Source organism: Variovorax sp. P1_H2, from assembly GCF_056405295.1.
This window is the reverse complement of the sequence record NZ_JBFUCJ010000139.1, coordinates 1-15,872: the sequence shown is the minus strand read 5'-3', so window position 1 is coordinate 15,872 and position 15,872 is coordinate 1. Positions and strand designations below refer to the sequence as shown.

The window sequence follows — 15,872 nt, the reverse complement described above, 5'->3', positions numbered from 1 at the left end:
GCGCGGCGGTTCACCCGCCGCGCTCTTTCATATGTGATTCCGCTTGTCTGAACTGATCCCCCGGATTGATGGCGCCGTCGTTCTCGTCGGCGTGGATTTCGGACTGCCCCATTTCGACGGCGAACTCGAGGAACTCGGCCTGCTCGCGCAGACCGCCGGGCTGCAGCCCGTCGCGCGCCTGATCTGCAAGCGCAAGGCCCCGGACGCCGCCCTGTTCGTCGGCAGCGGCAAGGCCGACGAGATCCGCGAACTGGCTGAGCTGCATCGCGCCAGCGAGGTCGTCTTCGACCAGTCGCTGAGCCCGGCCCAGCAGCGCAACCTCGAGCGCCAACTCGGTGTGGCGGTGTACGACCGCACCTTCCTGATCCTCGAGATCTTCGCCCAGCGCGCCCGGTCGCACGAGGGCAAGCTGCAGGTCGAGCTCGCGCGCCTGCAGTACCTGAGCACCCGGCTGGTGCGGCGCTGGTCCCACCTGGAGCGCCAGCGCGGCGGCATCGGTACCCGCGGCGGCCCGGGCGAGACCCAGATCGAGCTCGACCGCCGGATGATCGGCGAAGCCATCAAGCGCACCCGCGAGCGGCTCGCCAAAGTGCAGCGCCAGCGCGGCACCCAGCGTCGGCAGCGCGAGCGGCGCGACACCTTCAACATCTCGCTGGTCGGCTATACCAACGCCGGCAAGTCCTCGCTTTTCAACGCCCTGGTGAAGGCGCGCGCCTATACGGCCGACCAGTTGTTCGCGACGCTGGACACCACCACGCGGCAGCTCTACCTCGGCGACGCCCGCCGCAGGGTGTCGATCTCCGACACGGTGGGCTTCATCCGCGACCTGCCGCACGGGCTGATCGATGCCTTCAAGGCGACCCTGCAGGAGGCGGTCGACGCCGACTTGCTGCTGCACGTGGTGGACGCCTCGAACCCGCACCACCCCGAGCAGATGGCCGAGGTCCAGGCGGTGCTGCGCGACATCGATGCCGGCGAGGTGCCGCAGCTGCTGGTGTTCAACAAGCTGGACGCCCTTGAAAGCACGCAACGGCCCCTCCATCTCCAGGACGAAATCGATATCGACGGTGTGCAGGTGTCCCGCGTCTTCCTGAGCGCCCATACCGCAGAGGGGCTCCCTGCATTGCGGGCCGAACTGGCGCAGCGATCGCAGTCGGTGGCCGAAGACATGCCCTTGGAGGGCGGGGCCGAATTGCATGAGGCGACCGATTGAGATTGTGCACAATCCCACTTCACTGACCAAAGAACAGACTCGAATGAATTCAAAGCCAGTGTGGAGACGGTTCCCGGCCATGTTCAACCTGAACGACGGTCGCTGGGGCCGGGGCGATGATGGCTCGTCCAATGGCGACCGGCCTGCCGCAAACCGTCCGGATGGCGAGCCTCCGGCGCCGCCGCCTTCGGGCAACAACAACCGGCCGCGGGGCCAGGGCCCGAACCAGGGACCGCCCGACCTCGACGAACTCTGGCGCGACTTCAATCGCAAGCTCGGCGGCCTGTTCGGCGGCGGGCGCGGTGGCGACAACCGTCCGCCGGGCGGCAACGGCAACGGCGGCGGCATGCGGCCGGACATGAAGAACGCCGGCTTCGGCCTTGGGCTGATTGCCGTGGTCGCGGTCCTGATCTGGCTCGGCACCGGCTTCTTCATCGTCAACGAAGGCCAGCAGGCCGTGATCACGCAGTTCGGCCGCTACAAGGCCACCGTGGGTGCCGGCTTCAACTGGCGGCTGCCGTATCCGATCCAGCGCCACGAGATCGTGGTGACTTCGCAGATCCGTTCGGTCGACGTCGGCCGCGACACCATCGTGCGTTCCACCGGCCTGCGCGAATCGGCGATGCTGACCGAAGACGAGAACATCGTCGAAATCAAGTTCGCGGTGCAATACCGCCTCAACGACGCCCGCGCCTTCCTGTTCGAGAGCAAGGCACCCTCCGAGACCGTGGTGCAGGTGGCCGAGACGGCGGTGCGCGAAGTGGTCGGCAAGATGCGCATGGACGCGGCGCTGGCCGATGAGCGCGACCAGATCGCGCCGCGCGTGCGCAACCTGATGCAGACCATCCTCGACCGCTACAACCTCGGCGTCGAGATCGTCGCGATCAACCTGCAGCAGGGCGGGGTGCGCCCGCCCGAGCAGGTGCAGGCGGCCTTCGACGACGTGCTGAAGGCCGGCCAGGAGCGCGAACGCGCCAAGAACGAGGCGCAGGCCTACGCCAACGACGTGGTGCCGCGCGCCACGGGTACCGGCTCGCGCCTGAAGGAAGAGTCGGAGGCCTACAAGGCCCGGATCGTGGCCCAGGCACAGGGCGATGCGCAGCGCTTCAGTTCGGTGCTGAGCGAATACCAGAAGGCGCCGCAGGTGACCCGCGACCGCATGTACACGGACACCATGCAGCAGATCTACAGCAACACCAGCAAGATCCTGGTCGACTCCAAGCAGAACTCGAACCTGCTGTACCTGCCGCTCGACAAGCTGATGCAGCAGGCGGGCTCCAATGCCGGCACGCCGGCCGATGCCGCCAGCTCCGGCGTCGCCGGCACCGCGGCACCGCAATCGTCGGGCATTCCGGTCGCGCCTTCCGCCGGCGATGCCCGGGCCCGCGACGGCCGTTCACGTGACCGCGACGTGCGCTGAGGACCAGAACCCCTATGAACAGAATCGGATTCATCGTCTCGTCGGTCCTGGTGGCGCTCGCGCTGCTGAGCTCCACGCTCTTCGTGGTCGACCAGCGCCAGTTCGGCGTCGTCTACGCCCTCGGCCAGATCAAGGAAGTGATCACCGAGCCGGGCCTGAACTTCAAATTGCCGCCACCGTTCCAGAACGTGTCGTACATCGACAAGCGCCTGCTGACGCTGTCCAGCCTCGATCCCGAACCCATGCTGACGGCCGAGAAGCAGCGCGTCGTGATCGACTGGTACGTGCGCTGGCGCATCACCAATCCGTCGGAGTACATCCGCAACGTCGGCCTCGACGAGAACGCCGGCGCGGTGCAGCTGAACCGCGTGGTGCGCAACGCCTTCCAGGAAAACATCAACAAGCGCACCGTGCGCGACCTGATCTCGGTGCGCCGCGATGCCGTGATGGCCGACGTGCAGCGCGAGGTGCTGGCGGTGGTGAAGGGGGCCAACAAGCCCTGGGGCGTGGATATCGTCGACGTGCGCATCACGCGCGTGGACTATGTCGAGGCGATCACCGAATCGGTCTACCGCCGCATGGAGGCCGAGCGCAAGCGGGTGGCCAACGAACTGCGCTCGACCGGTTTCGCCGAAGGCGAGAAGATCCGCGCCGACGCCGACCGGCAGCGCGAGGTGATCGTCGCCAACGCCTACCGCGACGCGCAGAAGATCAAGGGCGAGGGCGACGGTCGTGCCGCCGGCATCTACGCCGAGGCCTTCGGCCGCGACCCGCAGTTCGCCCTGTTCTACCGCAGCCTGGACGCCTACAAGCAGAGCTTCAACAAGAAGAGCGACGTCCTGGTGCTGGATCCGTCGTCGGAATTCTTCCGGGCGATGCAGGGTTCCGGTTCGACCAGCAACGCACCGCGTCGCTGAGCAGGGTCGGCTGCCACGTGGACGTCGACACCTTCTGGAACGCGCTGGCCCTGGTCCTCGTGATCGAGGGCCTGCTGCCTTTCCTGTCCCCGGGCGGCTGGCGCCGCGGCTTCGGACAGCTGATGCAGCTGCGCGACGGCCAGCTGCGCTTCTTCGGCCTGTGCAGCATTCTTCTCGGCCTGATCCTGCTCTGGCTCCTGGCGTGAGCGCGCCCCCACGCCTCCTCGCTGCGTGGGGTCCCGGCGCCGGCCTGACGCGGTCCCGGTAGAATCCCGGTTTAACCACGCCCCCGATCTCCATGTCCGCCTGGGTCCTCCCGGATCACATTGCCGATGTGCTGCCTTCCGAGGCGCGCCACATCGAAGAACTTCGACGCCAGCTGCTCGACACCGCCCGTGGCTATGGCTACGAGCTGGTGATGCCGCCGCTGCTGGAGCATCTCGAATCCCTCCTGTCCGGTACCGGCGAGGCGCTCGACCTGCAGACCTTCAAGCTGGTCGACCAGCTGTCGGGGCGCAGCATGGGCTTGCGCGCCGACACCACGCCCCAGGTCGCGCGGATCGATGCCCACCTGCTCAATCGAGCCGGTGTGGCGCGCCTGTGCTACTGCGGCCCGGTGGTCCATACCCGGCCCGACCGTCCCCATGCCACCCGCGAGCCGCTGCAATTCGGCGCCGAGATCTACGGCCATGCCGGGCTCGAGGCCGACACCGAGATCCTGCGCCTGGCGCTCGACTGCCTGCGGGCAGCGGGCGTGACCGGGCGCAAGCAGTCGCCGGTGATCGTCGACCTGGCCGACGCCCGCATCGTGCGTGCGCTGTTCGCCGGCGTGCCGGTCGACGCCGCCGGCATCGCGCGGGTCCACGCGGCGCTGGTGGCCAAGGACGCCAGCACGCTGCGCGATCTCACGGCCGGCTTTCCGGCACCGTCGCGCGACGGCCTGCTGGCGCTGCTGCAGCTCTACGGCGATGTCGCCGTGCTCGACGAAGCCGCCCGCGTGCTGCCCGACAGCCCCGGCGTGCGGGCCGCACTCTCCGACCTCAAGCAGCTCGCAGCCCGGCTGGAGGGCGCGCGCGTCAGCTTCGACCTGGCCGACCTGCGCGGCTATGCCTACTACAGCGGGATGCGCTTCGGCATCTACACCGACGGCGCCAGCGATGCGCTGGTGCGCGGCGGCCGCTACGACGAGGTGGGGGCGGTGTTCGGCCGCAACCGCCCGGCCGTCGGCTTCAGCCTCGACCTTCGCGAACTGGTGTCGGTGCTGCCGGCACGGCCGCTGCGGGCGGCGATCCGCGCGCCCTGGAGCGACACCGAGGCACTCAACAAGGCCATCGCCGCGCTGCGCAGCGAGGGCGAGACCGTGGTTTGCGTGCTGCCGGGCCACGACAGCGAAATCGACGAATTCCATTGCGACCGCGAGCTTGTCCAGCAGGACGGCCAATGGCGCGTGCAAGCCATCTGAATCTTGAGAAGCGAGACATCATGAGCGTTACCACCGGAAGAAACGTGGTCGTCGTCGGCACCCAGTGGGGCGACGAGGGCAAGGGCAAACTGGTCGACTGGCTGACCGAAAGCGCGCAGGGCGTGGTGCGATTCCAGGGCGGCCACAATGCCGGCCACACCTTGGTCATCAACGGCGTCAAGACCGCGCTGCACCTGATCCCGAGCGGCATCATGCGGCCCGGCGTCAAGTGCTACATCGGCAACGGCGTGGTGCTGTCGGCGGCCAAGCTGTTCGAGGAAATCGAAGGCCTCGAGAAGGCCGGCGTCGAAGTGCGTTCGCGGCTGCGCATCAGCGAGGCCTGCCCGTTGATCCTGCCTTTCCATGCGGCGCTCGACATTGCCCGCGAGGCCTACCGCGAGAAGGGCGGCATCGAGAAGATCGGCACCACCGGCCGCGGCATCGGCCCGGCCTACGAGGACAAGATCGCGCGCCGCGCGCTGCGCGTGCAGGACCTCAAGCACCCCGATCGCTTCGCCACCAAGCTGCGCGTGCTGCTCGACCTGCACAACCATGTGCTGACGCAGGTGCTGAGCGCGCCGGCGATCGATTTCGACACGGTCTACGACGAGGCCATGCGCCACGCCGAGCTGCTCAAGCCGATGATGGCCGACGTTTCGCGGGAGCTCAACGACGCGCATCGCGCCGGCGCCAACCTGCTGTTCGAAGGCGCGCAAGGCACCCTGCTCGACGTCGACCACGGCACCTATCCCTACGTGACTTCGAGCAACTGCGTGGCCGGCAATGCGGCGGCCGGGTCGGGTGTCGGCCCCGGCATGCTGCACTACGTGCTGGGCATCACGAAGGCCTACTGCACGCGCGTCGGCGGCGGTCCGTTCCCGACCGAGCTCGACTGGGAGAAGCCCGGCACCGTCGGCTGGCACCTGARCAACGTGGGCGCCGAGAAGGGCGTGACCACCGGCCGCAGCCGCCGCTGTGGCTGGTTCGACGCTGCGCTGCTGAAGCGCTCGGCCCAGGTCAACGGCCTGAGCGGCCTGTGCATCACCAAGCTGGACGTGCTCGACGGCCTCGAGGAGCTGAAGCTCTGCACCGGCTACCAGCTCGACGGCGAATACACCGACATCCTGCCGATGGGCGCCGACGAGATCGAGCGCTGCACGCCGGTCTACGAGACGCTGGAGGGCTGGAGCGACAGCACGGTGGGCGTCACGCAGTACGACAAGCTGCCGATCAATGCGCGGCTGTACCTGCAGCGCATCGAGCAGGTCACGGGCGTGCCGATCCACATGGTGTCGACCAGCCCCGATCGCGATCACACGATCATGATGCGGCATCCCTACCTGGCTGACTGAACGCAACCTCCCTGCAGGAAAACCATGACCATGTTGACCGAAGACGGCAAGCACCTCTATGTGAGCTACGACGAGTACCACAACCTGATCGAGAAGCTCGCGATCAAGGTGCACCAGTCGGGCTGGCCGTTCGACACCATCCTGTGCCTGGCGCGCGGCGGCCTGCGGCCCGGCGACGTCCTGTCGCGGATCTTCGACAAGCCGCTGGCGATCATGTCGACCAGTTCGTACCGCGCCGACGCCGGCACGGTGCAGGGCCACCTGGACATCGCGCGTTTCATCACCACGCCCAAGGGCGAGATCGCGGGGAGGGTGCTGCTGGTCGACGACCTCGCGGATTCGGGCCACACGCTGCATGCCGTGGTGGAGCAGCTCAAGAGCAACTACAAGCCGATCACCGAGCTGCGCAGCGCGGTGCTCTGGACCAAGGCGCTGTCGACCTTCACGCCCGACTACTCGGTCGAGTTCCTGCCGACCAACCCGTGGATTCATCAGCCCTTCGAGGGCTACGACTCGCTCGGCATCGAGAAGCTCATACAGAAGTGGTCTGTCTGACCCCAGGCGGAGCCTCTCGGGTTCTTACTTGAACTCGTCGGTATAGCGTTTCTGCATGTCGTCGGTCGACACGTTCTCGATGCTGTGGCCGACGTTCCAGCGGTGCCCGAAGGGGCAGCGGAAGGTGCCCGAGCGCTCGCCGTAGAAGTGGTCCTCGAGCGGCATCTCGAGCGTCGCGCCGGCCTTCAGTGCGCGCTCGACCAGCGCGTCCGCGTTGTCGACGTGGAGGTGCAGCGTGACCGGCGTCGCGCCGAGCGTCGTGGCGCTGCGGATGTTGTACTCCGGGAACTCGTCGCACAGCATCACCGTGGTGCCGCCGAAGTCGAGTTCGGCATGGCCGATACGGCCGCTGGGCTCGGTCAGCCGGAACTTCTCGGTGGCGCCGAAGACCTCGCTGTAGAAGGCGATGGCGGCGGCCGTGTCCTTCACGCAGAGATAGGGGAACAGTTCATGGACAGTCATCGTGGCGTGCTCCTGGGGGCGGGGGGCGCCTGATTCTGATCCGGTCGCCGCCGGGGCGCCAGCGCCCTCCGGCGCCCGTGTGCGCGGTCGACTAGCATTGGAGGGATGCGCAAGCCCATCACCGAACTGATCCACCATCCCTACACCCCGCCGGCCCATTTCGCGGCGCCCCAGCCCGGCGTCTTCAAGGCCTCGACCGTATTTTTCGCCGACGTCGCCGCGATGCGCGCGCGCGACTGGAAGACCAAGGCCGGCTACACCTACGGGCTGCACGGCACGCCGACCACCTTCACGCTCGAGGAGCGGCTCGCGACGCTGGAAGGCGGCACCGAATGCCTGCTGGTCCCGAGCGGACTGGCGGCGATCTCGCTGGTGTCGTTCGCGCTGCTGAAGACCGGCGACGAGGTGCTGCTCCCGGACAACGCCTACGGCCCGAACAAGGCCCTGGCCTCCGGCGAGCTGGCCAACTTCGGCATCAGCCACCGGCTCTACGACGCCATGAATCCGGCCGATCTCGCGGCCAAGCTGTCGGATCGCACCAAGCTGGTGTGGGTCGAGGCCGCCGGGTCGGTCACGATGGAGTTCCCCGACCTGCCGGCGCTGGTCGGCGCCTGCCGCAACCGTGGCGTGCTGGTCGCGCTCGACAACACCTGGGGCGCCGGCCTGGCCTTCGCCCCCTTCGATTTCAACGGCACGGGGCAGGGCGTCGATGTGTCGGTCCATGCCCTCACCAAGTACCCCAGCGGCGGCGGCGACGTGTTGATGGGCAGCGTGGTCACGCGCGACGAGCGCCTGCACCGCGCGCTCAAACTGACGCACATGCGCATGGGCATCGGCATCGGCGTCGGCGACGTCGAGATCCTGCTGCGCTCGCTGCCGAACATGGCGCTGCGCTACCGGGCCCACGACCGGAGCGCACGCGAGCTGGCGCGCTGGTTCGAAGGCCGCAGCGAGATCGCGCAGGTGCTGCATCCGGCGCTCGAGGGCTCGCCCGGTCATGCGCACTGGCTGCGGCTTTGCGGGACCAGCGACCTCGCGGCAGGCCTGTTTTCGGTGGTCTTCGACGCTCGCTATGGCACCGAGCAGATCGATCGCTTCTGCGACAGCCTGGCGCTGTTCCGGCTCGGCTATTCGTGGGGCGGGCCGATCAGCCTGGTGGTGCCCTACGACATCGGCCTGATGCGCGATGCCACCGTCGCCCGATGGCCGCACAAGGGCACGCTGGTGCGCTTCTCGATCGGCCTGGAGGACGTGGACGACTTGCGTGCCGACCTCGAACAGGCCCTCGCGACGCTCTGAACGCGCTCCGTTATCGCGTACAGTCTGCCCATGTGCAGTCACCGTGACTGTCTCGCCCGAAGGAGAAGCAGTGGCAACACCAAATTACGGCTACGAGAAGCGCCAGAAGGAACTGGCGAAGAAGAAGAAGAAGGAAGACAAGCTGAGGGAAAAGGCCAACCGCAAGCTCAGCCCCAGCAGCGACGGCCTGGCGCCGGGCGATCCGGAAACCGACGTCGCATCGCTGGAACGCGATCCGCCGACGGTGCCCGAACTGCCGACCAAGAACGGCTGAGCCGTTCCGGAGACCGAAACCACGGAAGCCGCCGCGGCCCAGCGCCGCGGCGGCTTTTTGCTTGCGTGATCCCGGTCGGCCGCCGGCCGACGCGGGCTTCACTTCGGAAGCATCTTTCGCAGTGTCGGCCAGACGTTGTCGAGCATGCGTGGCTGCGCGGCCGCGGTCGGGTGGATGCGGTCGGCCTGGAACAGCACCGCGGCATCGGGCCCGTCGGCGATGCCCTTCAGCAGGAAGGGCACCACGGGCGTCCTGGTCGCCGCCGCCACCTTGTCGAAGATGGCCTCGAAGCGCCGCGTGTAGTCGCTGCCGTAGTTCGGCGGCACCTGGATCCCGACCAGCAGCACCTGGGCGCCAGCCGCCTGGGCCGCCTTGGTCATCTGCAGCAGGTTGTCCTCGGTGCTGGCCAGCGGCAGGCCGCGCAGCGCGTCGTTGCCGCCCAGCTCGAGCACCACGTGCGTCGGCTGGTGCTGCGTCAGCAGGTTGGGCAGGCGGGCCCGGCCGCCCGAGGTGGTGTCGCCGCTGATGCTGGCGTTGACCACCGTGGCCGCGACCTTCTGTTCGGTCAGCCGCTTGTCGAGCAGGGGCACCCAGCCTTCGCCGCGCTTGAGGCCGTACTCGGCCGACAGCGAGTCGCCGAGCACCAGGATCACCGGCGGCTTGCCGGGCGCGGCCCGGGCGTCGGCGGCCAGCCATGACCCTGCATTCGCGGCCAGGGCGCCGCACAAGATAAAGTGACGTCGATTCACCAAGCGAAACCTTTCAATGTCCTCACTCCGATCCGATGGCCGAGCCGACGCCATCGTCGCCGTCCAGCATGTCTTCAAGTCCGTCACCGATTCCACCGGAACGCTGGACATTCTGCAGGACATCGATTTCACCCTGGGCGCGAAGGAGACGGCGGCGATCGTCGGCGCCTCGGGCTCGGGCAAGAGCACGCTGCTGTCGATCGTCGCCGGCCTCGACACGCCGACCCGCGGCACGGTGAAGCTGGGCGGCGAGGACCTGTTCGCGATCGACGAGGACGAGCGTGCCGCCCTGCGGGCCCAGAAAGTCGGCTTCGTGTTCCAGAGTTTCCAGCTGCTCGGCAACCTGAGCGCGCTCGAGAACGTGATGCTGCCGCTCGAACTCGCCGATCGCAAGGATGCCCGCAAGGCGGCCACCGAGATGCTCGGCCGGGTCGGCCTCGGCCAGCGGCTGGGCCACTATCCGAAGGTGCTGTCGGGTGGCGAGCAGCAGCGGGTGGCGCTGGCCCGGGCCTTCGTGGTCCAGCCGGCCCTGCTGCTGGCCGACGAACCCACCGGCAGCCTCGATTTCGCCACCGGCGAGCAGGTCATGCGGCTGATGTTCGACCTCAACCGCGAACTGGGCACCACCCTCGTGCTGGTGACGCACGACCGTGGCATCGCGGCGCAGTGCGAGCGCAAAATCACGATCGAGGCGGGGCGCGTGGCGCTCGACGAGGGAGGGACCTGAACTGCAGCGGGGGACCCCATGCCGAAACCTTCATCCGACAGCGACGAGGAAGACGACACCGCCTTCGGCGGGCTGGCGCCTCGCAGCGGGCCGCAGGCCGAGCCCGTGGCCCGCAAGCCGCGCCGATGGGGCTTGCTGGTCGGCGTGCTGCTGGGCCTGGTCGTCGTTGCGTTGTTCCAGTGGCTTGCCCGGTCCTGAGACGGCCTGGCCTTCCGGGGGCTCGATAATGCCCGCATGTCTTCCCCCAAAGTGATCTTCGGCTTCCATGCCGTCGGCGTGCGCATCAAGACCGCGCCGAAATCGGTGATCGAGGTGCTGTTCGATGCCAGCCGGCGCGATGCGCGCATGCGGCAGTTCGTGGCCCGTGCCCAGGAGGCCGGTGTGCGGCTGGTCGAGGCCGACGGCCTGCGCCTGTCCAAGCTGAGCGGCAGCCATGGCCATCAGGGCGTGGCGGCGCGGGTCGAGCCCATCCCCCAGACCCATTCGCTCGACGAACTGCTGGAGGGCCTGGAGGCTGCGGGCACGGTGCCGCTGCTGCTGGTGCTCGACGGCGTGACCGATCCGCACAACCTGGGCGCCTGCCTGCGCGTGGCCGATGGCGCCGGCGCGCACGCGGTGATCGCGCCGAAGGACCACGCGGCCGGCATCAACGCCACGGTGGCGAAGGTGGCGAGCGGTGCCGCCGAGACCGTGCCGTACTTCATGGTGACCAACCTGGCGCGCACGCTGGGCGAGCTCAAGGAGCGCAACATCTGGTGCGTCGGCACCAGCGACGATGCGCCCCGCACGCTCTACCAGTGCGACCTCAAGCGGCCATTGGCACTGGTGCTCGGCGCCGAGGGCGAGGGCATGCGGCAGCTGACGCGCAAGACCTGCGACGAGTTGATCGGCATCCCGATGGCGGGCGCGGTCGAGAGCCTCAACGTCTCGGTGGCCAGCGGCGTCTGCCTCTACGAGGCGATGCGCCAAAGGCTCGGCTGACGGCCTAGAGGCTGAAGAAGCGCATGACGACCTCGGCGGGGTGCCGGACGCCGACGCCGACGAACATCCGGTCGGTGATCCAGCCCAGGGCCTTCGAAGCGGTCTCGAAGCGTGGATTGCAGCGGAAGTAGACCTGTGCCGGGTCGACCGGCTCGCCGCGCAGCAGCTTGGCCATGACCTCGGCCGGGGCCGCGCGCACCGCGTGGTTCTGGACGTAGATCAGGTCGCCGGCATCGGTCTCCAGCCCATAGCGGGCATCGAGCTCGGACAAGGTGTCGCTGACGATCAGCTGGAAATCGGTGCCGCCGGGCAGGACGCGGGCGGTCCAGCCCTCGCCGCGGGCGTCGCCGCCGGTGATCGGCACCAGGCGGCGGATGCCGCGCGGGCCGCGGCTCAGCACTTCCGGCTTGCCGACCTCGACCCGGAGGTCGGCGAAGTAGTCGAGCGCGGGGGGGCCGAGCGGGTCGGTCAGGTTCATTGCGTCGCCTGTTCGGCGCTCGCCGCGTCCAGTGCCGCGATCGTCTCGGGGGCCAGCCGCAGCGCCGCCGCCGCGACCAGTTCCTCCAGCTGCTTCATGGAGGTGGCGCTGGCGATCGGCGCCGTGATCGCCGGCCGTGCGATCTGCCAGGCGATCGCCACCTGGCCCGGCGTGGCGTCGTGCGCCCTGGCGGCGGCATCGAGCGCGTCGAGGATGCGCAGCCCGCGCGGGTTCAGGTACTTCTTCGTCGTGCTGGCGCCGCGTGCGCTCTTCGCGGCATCGGCTTCGCTGCGGTACTTGCCGGTCAGGAAGCCGGCCGCGAGCGCATAGAAATTGATCACGCCGACGCCGCGCGCCAGGCACAGCGGCTCGAGCGCCTCCTCGAAGACAGCGCGGTCACAGAGGTTGTAGAGCGGCTGCAGGCTCTCGTAGCGCGGCAGGCCCTGCTTCTCGGCCACGTCCAGCGCCTCCGCCAGGCGCGGGGCGCTGAAGTTCGAGGCCCCGATCGCTCGCACCTTGCCGGCCTTGATCAGCGCCGCGAAGGCCTCGGCGGTGTCGGACAGCGGCGTCGCCGGGTCGTCGTCATGCGACTGGTAGAGGTCGATGTGGTCGGTCTTGAGGCGCCGGAGCGAGGCGTCCACGGCCTCGTGGATGTACGCCGGCGACAATCCCGTCTTGCCTTCGCCCATCGGCTTGCCGAGCTTGGTCGCCAGCAGCACGCGGTTGCGCTTGTGGGTCTGGCGCAGCCACTTGCCGATGATCGTCTCGGATTCGCCGCCGCTGTGGCCCGGCACCCAGCGCGAGTAGACGTCGGCGGTATCGACGAAGTTGAAGCCGGCGTCGAGCCAGGCATCGAGCAGGCGGAAGGACAGTGCCTCGTCCACCGTCCAGCCGAAGACGTTGCCGCCGAAGGCCAGCGGCGAAACCTGGAGCCCGGAACGGCCGAGGGGTCGAAGTTGCATGAAGAAACCTTGAAAGGGAAGTTCAGACGAAGCCCAGGGCGCCCAGCAACGCCCCGGCGCCCAGCAGCCACAGCAGGTGGATGCGGGTGCGCCAGACGATAAGCGCGGCCGCGCCTGTCAGCAGCCACAGGTGCCAGGCGGGCGCGTTGCCGGCATGGTTTCCCGCCGCCAGCACCCATCCGGTGGCGACCAGCAGGCCGATCACGATCGGCGCCATGCCCTGCTTGAAGGCGCGGACCCCGCGCCGGTTCCGGTTGCGGTGCCCCCAGCGGGTCGCGAAGTAGGTCAGGGTGGTGCTGGGCAGCATGATGCCGATCATCGTGATCGCGAGACCCAGCAGCCCCAGCAGCCAGGCCTGCGGGCCGGCCACGATGCCGCCGCCGGCGTTGAGCCCGACGTTCCAGCCCATCAGCGCCACGAACAGCACGTTGGGCCCGGGTGCCGCCTGGGCGATCGCCACCGAGGAGCTGAACTGCGCGTCGGTCAGCCAGCCATGGTCGCTGACCAGGTAGCGCTGCATGTCCGGCACGGTGGTGATGGCGCCGCTGATCGACAGCAGCGAGAGCATCAGGTACTGGGCGAAGAGCGACAGCCAGTCCTGCCAGTGCATGACGATGGTCATCGCGGGATCTTCCGCCAGGTCCAGGCGCAGGCCGCGCCGCCGACCACCAGCAGCACCCAGCCGAGCGGGATGTGGAAGAGGGCGATCGCGGCGAACACCAGCGCGACCCCTCCCAGGCAGGTGGCGAAGCCGAGCGGGTGCGTGCGCAGCTGGGGCACCAGCTTGATGCCGGTGGCGGCGATCAGCCCGCCGGCCACCGCGCCCATGCCGCGCAGCGCGCCGGCGACCTGCGGGTTGCCGGCGTAGTGGGCATAGAGCACCGCCAGCACGAGGATCACGCCGAGCGGCACCGTCAGCATGCCGGCCACGGCCGCGAGCGCGCCACGCAGCCCGAAGTGGCGGTCGCCGATCATCAGCGCCAGGTTGATCACGTTCGGGCCCGGCAGCACCTGGGCCACGGCCCAGTCCTCGAGGAATTCGTCGGGGGTGAGCCAGCGCTTCTTCTCGACCATCTCGCGCTGGACGATGGCGAGCACGCCGCCGAAGCCCTGGAGGGCGAGCCAGGTGCAGGAAAAGAACAGGTCGCGCGGGGACTTGGGGCGTGGGCGATCGGGCGCTGCCGCCACGACGGATGAAGATGCCGATTGCATGAGCGGCGATTATCCTTGGGTGGCCGCGCGGGCGCCGGCTGGCGCGCCGTCCGACGCGGGACTGCCGCGCTTGCTGCCAAACTCCGGCCATGAATGCACGCTCGCTCTTCCAGCTCTGCAAGGATTCCGTGGCCTCGTGGCGGGCCGACTACGCTCCCAGCATGGGCGCGGCGCTGGCCTACTACACGGTGTTCTCGGTGGCGCCGCTGATCCTGATCGTGATCTCGGTGGTCGGCCTGGTGTTCGGCGAGGAAGCAGCCCGCGGCGAGATCCTCGAGCAGCTGTCGGGGCTGATGGGCGCCGACGGCGCACGAACGGTGCAGTCGATGCTGGAAGCCCTCAACAAGCCGACCCAGGGCGTCGTCGCCACCGTGGTCGGCGTCGGCCTGCTGCTGGTCGGTGCGACCACGGTGTTCGGCGAACTGCAGGACGCGCTCGACCGCATCTGGCGGGCGCCGGCGCGCGAAGAAGGCGGCGGCTTGCTGTCGCTGCTGCGCACCCGGCTGCTGTCGTTCAGCATGATCATGGGCATCGGCTTTCTGCTGATCGTGTCGCTGGTGGTCAACGCGGCGCTGGCGGCCCTGGGCGAGTGGTGGGCGCCGATGTTCGGCGGCTGGGCCAGGCTGGCGCAGAACGTCAACTCCGTCTTCGGCTTCGGGATCGTGACCGTCGGCTTCGCGATGATCTACAAGGTCATGCCGCGCGCCAGCGTGCAGTGGCGCGACGTCTGGGTCGGGGCCGTGGTGACCGCGGTGCTGTTCACGGTCGGCAAGTACCTGATCGGCCTGTACATCGGCACCACCGGTGTCGCCTCGGGCTATGGAGCGGCCGGCTCGCTGGTGGTGGTGCTGGTGTGGGTCTACTACTCGGCGCAGATCTTCCTGCTGGGTGTCGAGTTCACCTGGGTCTACGCCCACACCTACGGCTCGCTCAAGGGCGTTCCGCGGCCGGCGCCCGGGCGTTCGCCGATGCGGGCCGAAGAGCCGGAACGGCCTTCGGCGCGCGGGCCCGCCGAAGGCTAGAACTCCTCCCAGGCTAGAACTCCTCCCAGTCGCCCGCCGCGACCGCCGTGGAGGCCGCTGCCGGCTTGCGCACGGGCGCCGCCGCCTTTGCGGACCTGGCCTTGGCCAGCACCACCACCGGGGCCGCCGCGGTCGTGCGCGATACCGGCGAACGCTCCAGCTTGAACACGCTGACGGCACGCGACAATTGGCTCGCCTGGTCCTGAAGCGAGCCGGCCGCGGCAGACGCTTCTTCCACCAGCGCCGCGTTCTGCTGCGTCACCTGGTCCATCTGCGTGATCGCCTGGTTGATCTGCTCGATCCCCGAGGTCTGCTCCTGGCTGGCCGCCGTGATCTCGCCCATGATGTCGGTCACCCGCTTCACGCTGTCGACGATCTCTTCCATCGTCTTGCCGGCCTCSGCCACCTGCTTGCTGCCTTCCTCGACCTTCTCCACCGAGTCGCCGATCAGCGTCTTGATCTCCTTGGCCGCCGCCGCCGAGCGCTGCGCCAGGCTGCGCACCTCCGMSGCCACCACCGCGAAGCCGCGGCCCTGCTCGCCSGCGCGCGCGGCTTCCACCGCCGCGTTCAGCGCCAGGATGTTGGTCTGGAAGGCGATGCCGTCGATSACGCCGATGATGTCCACGATCTTGCGCGACGAGGCRTTGATCGAGCCCATGGTGCCGACCACCTGGCTGACCACGCTGCCGCCCCTGACCGCCACCTCGGAGGCCGAGACGGCCAGCTGGTTGGCCTGGCGCGCGTTGTCGGCGTTCTGCTTGACCGTCGAMGTGAGCTCTTCCATCGA

Annotated in this window: 20 protein-coding genes; 13 read left to right on the top strand and 7 right to left on the bottom strand. The window is 68.7% G+C overall.

The features are described 5' to 3' along the window. Window positions 1-43 precede the first annotated feature (43 nt). The 7 genes from hflX (at window position 44) to AC1D2E_RS30935 (ending at window position 6,919) form a co-directional block, all read left to right on the top strand. Window positions 44-1,213 carry a GTPase HflX gene (gene hflX, locus AC1D2E_RS30965; protein WP_478177906.1) on the top strand — a complete coding sequence of 390 codons (1,170 nt, stop codon included), beginning with the start codon at window positions 44-46 and terminating at the stop codon, window positions 1,211-1,213. Window positions 1,214-1,292: 79 nt separating this feature from the next. Continuing rightward, the gene (hflK, locus tag AC1D2E_RS30960; RefSeq protein WP_478200943.1) at window positions 1,293-2,633 is read left to right on the top strand and encodes an FtsH protease activity modulator HflK; all 1,341 of its coding nucleotides are present in this window, start codon (window positions 1,293-1,295) and stop codon (window positions 2,631-2,633) included. Between the two features lie 14 nt (window positions 2,634-2,647). Further along, window positions 2,648-3,550, top strand: coding sequence for a protease modulator HflC (gene hflC / locus AC1D2E_RS30955; protein ID WP_478177908.1), 903 nt, complete (start codon window positions 2,648-2,650; stop codon window positions 3,548-3,550). 17 nt (window positions 3,551-3,567) lie between these two features. Further along, window positions 3,568-3,756 (top strand): DUF2065 domain-containing protein, encoded by a 189-nt coding sequence (locus AC1D2E_RS30950; protein WP_478200942.1) that lies wholly within the window; start codon window positions 3,568-3,570, stop codon window positions 3,754-3,756. 92 nt (window positions 3,757-3,848) lie between these two features. Beyond that, window positions 3,849-5,012 carry an ATP phosphoribosyltransferase regulatory subunit gene (locus AC1D2E_RS30945; RefSeq protein WP_478200941.1) on the top strand — a complete coding sequence of 388 codons (1,164 nt, stop codon included), beginning with the start codon at window positions 3,849-3,851 and terminating at the stop codon, window positions 5,010-5,012. A 20-nt stretch (window positions 5,013-5,032) separates the two neighbouring features. Continuing rightward, on the top strand, window positions 5,033-6,364 hold the full coding sequence (locus tag AC1D2E_RS30940) for an adenylosuccinate synthase (protein ID WP_478200940.1): 1,332 nt from the start codon (window positions 5,033-5,035) through the stop codon (window positions 6,362-6,364). Window positions 6,365-6,394: 30 nt separating this feature from the next. After that, entirely contained in the window at window positions 6,395-6,919 is a 525-nt protein-coding gene (locus AC1D2E_RS30935; protein ID WP_478200944.1) for a phosphoribosyltransferase, read from the top strand. Window positions 6,920-6,943: 24 nt separating this feature from the next. Here the strand turns inward: AC1D2E_RS30935 and AC1D2E_RS30930 are convergent, their stop codons facing one another. Then, window positions 6,944-7,381: a VOC family protein gene (locus tag AC1D2E_RS30930; protein WP_478200939.1), complete on the bottom strand. Its 438-nt coding sequence runs from the start codon at window positions 7,379-7,381 to the stop codon at window positions 6,944-6,946. Between the two features lie 105 nt (window positions 7,382-7,486). Between AC1D2E_RS30930 and AC1D2E_RS30925 the strand changes: the two genes are divergently transcribed. Both AC1D2E_RS30925 and AC1D2E_RS30920 read left to right on the top strand, forming a co-directional pair. Then, window positions 7,487-8,680, top strand: a complete 1,194-nt coding sequence (locus AC1D2E_RS30925) for a PLP-dependent transferase (protein WP_478200938.1) — start codon at window positions 7,487-7,489, stop codon at window positions 8,678-8,680. Between the two features lie 70 nt (window positions 8,681-8,750). Then, complete coding sequence (locus tag AC1D2E_RS30920) at window positions 8,751-8,954, top strand: hypothetical protein (protein WP_056521727.1); 204 nt, start codon at window positions 8,751-8,753, stop codon at window positions 8,952-8,954. Window positions 8,955-9,052: 98 nt separating this feature from the next. On the opposite strand, the gene AC1D2E_RS30915 is transcribed toward AC1D2E_RS30920, so the two are convergent. Further along, a complete protein-coding gene (locus AC1D2E_RS30915; protein WP_478200937.1) occupies window positions 9,053-9,757 on the bottom strand; it encodes an arylesterase in 705 nt (234 codons plus the stop codon). On the opposite strand from AC1D2E_RS30915, the gene AC1D2E_RS30910 reads away from it, so the two are divergent. Genes AC1D2E_RS30910 through rlmB form a run of 3 tightly spaced genes read left to right on the top strand, consistent with a single transcriptional unit; the run spans window position 9,720 to window position 11,411 of the window. Beyond that, on the top strand, window positions 9,720-10,430 hold the full coding sequence (locus AC1D2E_RS30910) for an ABC transporter ATP-binding protein (protein ID WP_478177915.1): 711 nt from the start codon (window positions 9,720-9,722) through the stop codon (window positions 10,428-10,430). The two genes, AC1D2E_RS30915 and AC1D2E_RS30910, sit on opposite strands and share 38 nt — an antisense overlap. An 18-nt stretch (window positions 10,431-10,448) precedes the next feature. Further along, window positions 10,449-10,628 carry a hypothetical protein gene (locus AC1D2E_RS30905; protein WP_478177916.1) on the top strand — a complete coding sequence of 60 codons (180 nt, stop codon included), beginning with the start codon at window positions 10,449-10,451 and terminating at the stop codon, window positions 10,626-10,628. A gap of 36 nt (window positions 10,629-10,664) precedes the next feature. After that, on the top strand, window positions 10,665-11,411 hold the full coding sequence (gene rlmB, locus AC1D2E_RS30900) for a 23S rRNA (guanosine(2251)-2'-O)-methyltransferase RlmB (RefSeq protein ID WP_478200936.1): 747 nt from the start codon (window positions 10,665-10,667) through the stop codon (window positions 11,409-11,411). 4 nt (window positions 11,412-11,415) lie between these two features. Here rlmB and AC1D2E_RS30895 read toward each other — a convergent pair whose 3' ends face one another. The 4 genes from AC1D2E_RS30895 to AC1D2E_RS30880 are packed head-to-tail and all read right to left on the bottom strand — an operon-like array spanning window position 11,416 to window position 14,063. Then, the gene (locus tag AC1D2E_RS30895; RefSeq protein WP_478200935.1) at window positions 11,416-11,889 is read right to left on the bottom strand and encodes a DUF3237 domain-containing protein; all 474 of its coding nucleotides are present in this window, start codon (window positions 11,887-11,889) and stop codon (window positions 11,416-11,418) included. Continuing rightward, window positions 11,886-12,851: an aldo/keto reductase gene (locus AC1D2E_RS30890; RefSeq protein WP_478200934.1), complete on the bottom strand. Its 966-nt coding sequence runs from the start codon at window positions 12,849-12,851 to the stop codon at window positions 11,886-11,888. The genes AC1D2E_RS30895 and AC1D2E_RS30890 overlap by 4 nt, the downstream gene beginning before the upstream one ends. Window positions 12,852-12,873: 22 nt before the next feature. Beyond that, window positions 12,874-13,473, bottom strand: a complete 600-nt coding sequence (locus AC1D2E_RS30885) for a chromate transporter (protein ID WP_478200933.1) — start codon at window positions 13,471-13,473, stop codon at window positions 12,874-12,876. Further along, window positions 13,470-14,063, bottom strand: a complete 594-nt coding sequence (locus tag AC1D2E_RS30880; protein WP_478200932.1) for a chromate transporter — start codon at window positions 14,061-14,063, stop codon at window positions 13,470-13,472. The genes AC1D2E_RS30885 and AC1D2E_RS30880 overlap by 4 nt, the downstream gene beginning before the upstream one ends. Window positions 14,064-14,152: 89 nt before the next feature. Here AC1D2E_RS30880 and AC1D2E_RS30875 point away from each other — a divergent pair, with 89 nt between their 5' ends. After that, complete coding sequence (locus AC1D2E_RS30875) at window positions 14,153-15,085, top strand: YihY/virulence factor BrkB family protein (RefSeq protein ID WP_478200931.1); 933 nt, start codon at window positions 14,153-14,155, stop codon at window positions 15,083-15,085. Window positions 15,086-15,098: 13 nt separating this feature from the next. Here the strand turns inward: AC1D2E_RS30875 and AC1D2E_RS30870 are convergent. Next, the coding region (locus AC1D2E_RS30870; protein WP_478200930.1) for a methyl-accepting chemotaxis protein at window positions 15,099-15,872 on the bottom strand (774 nt) is incomplete at its 5' end.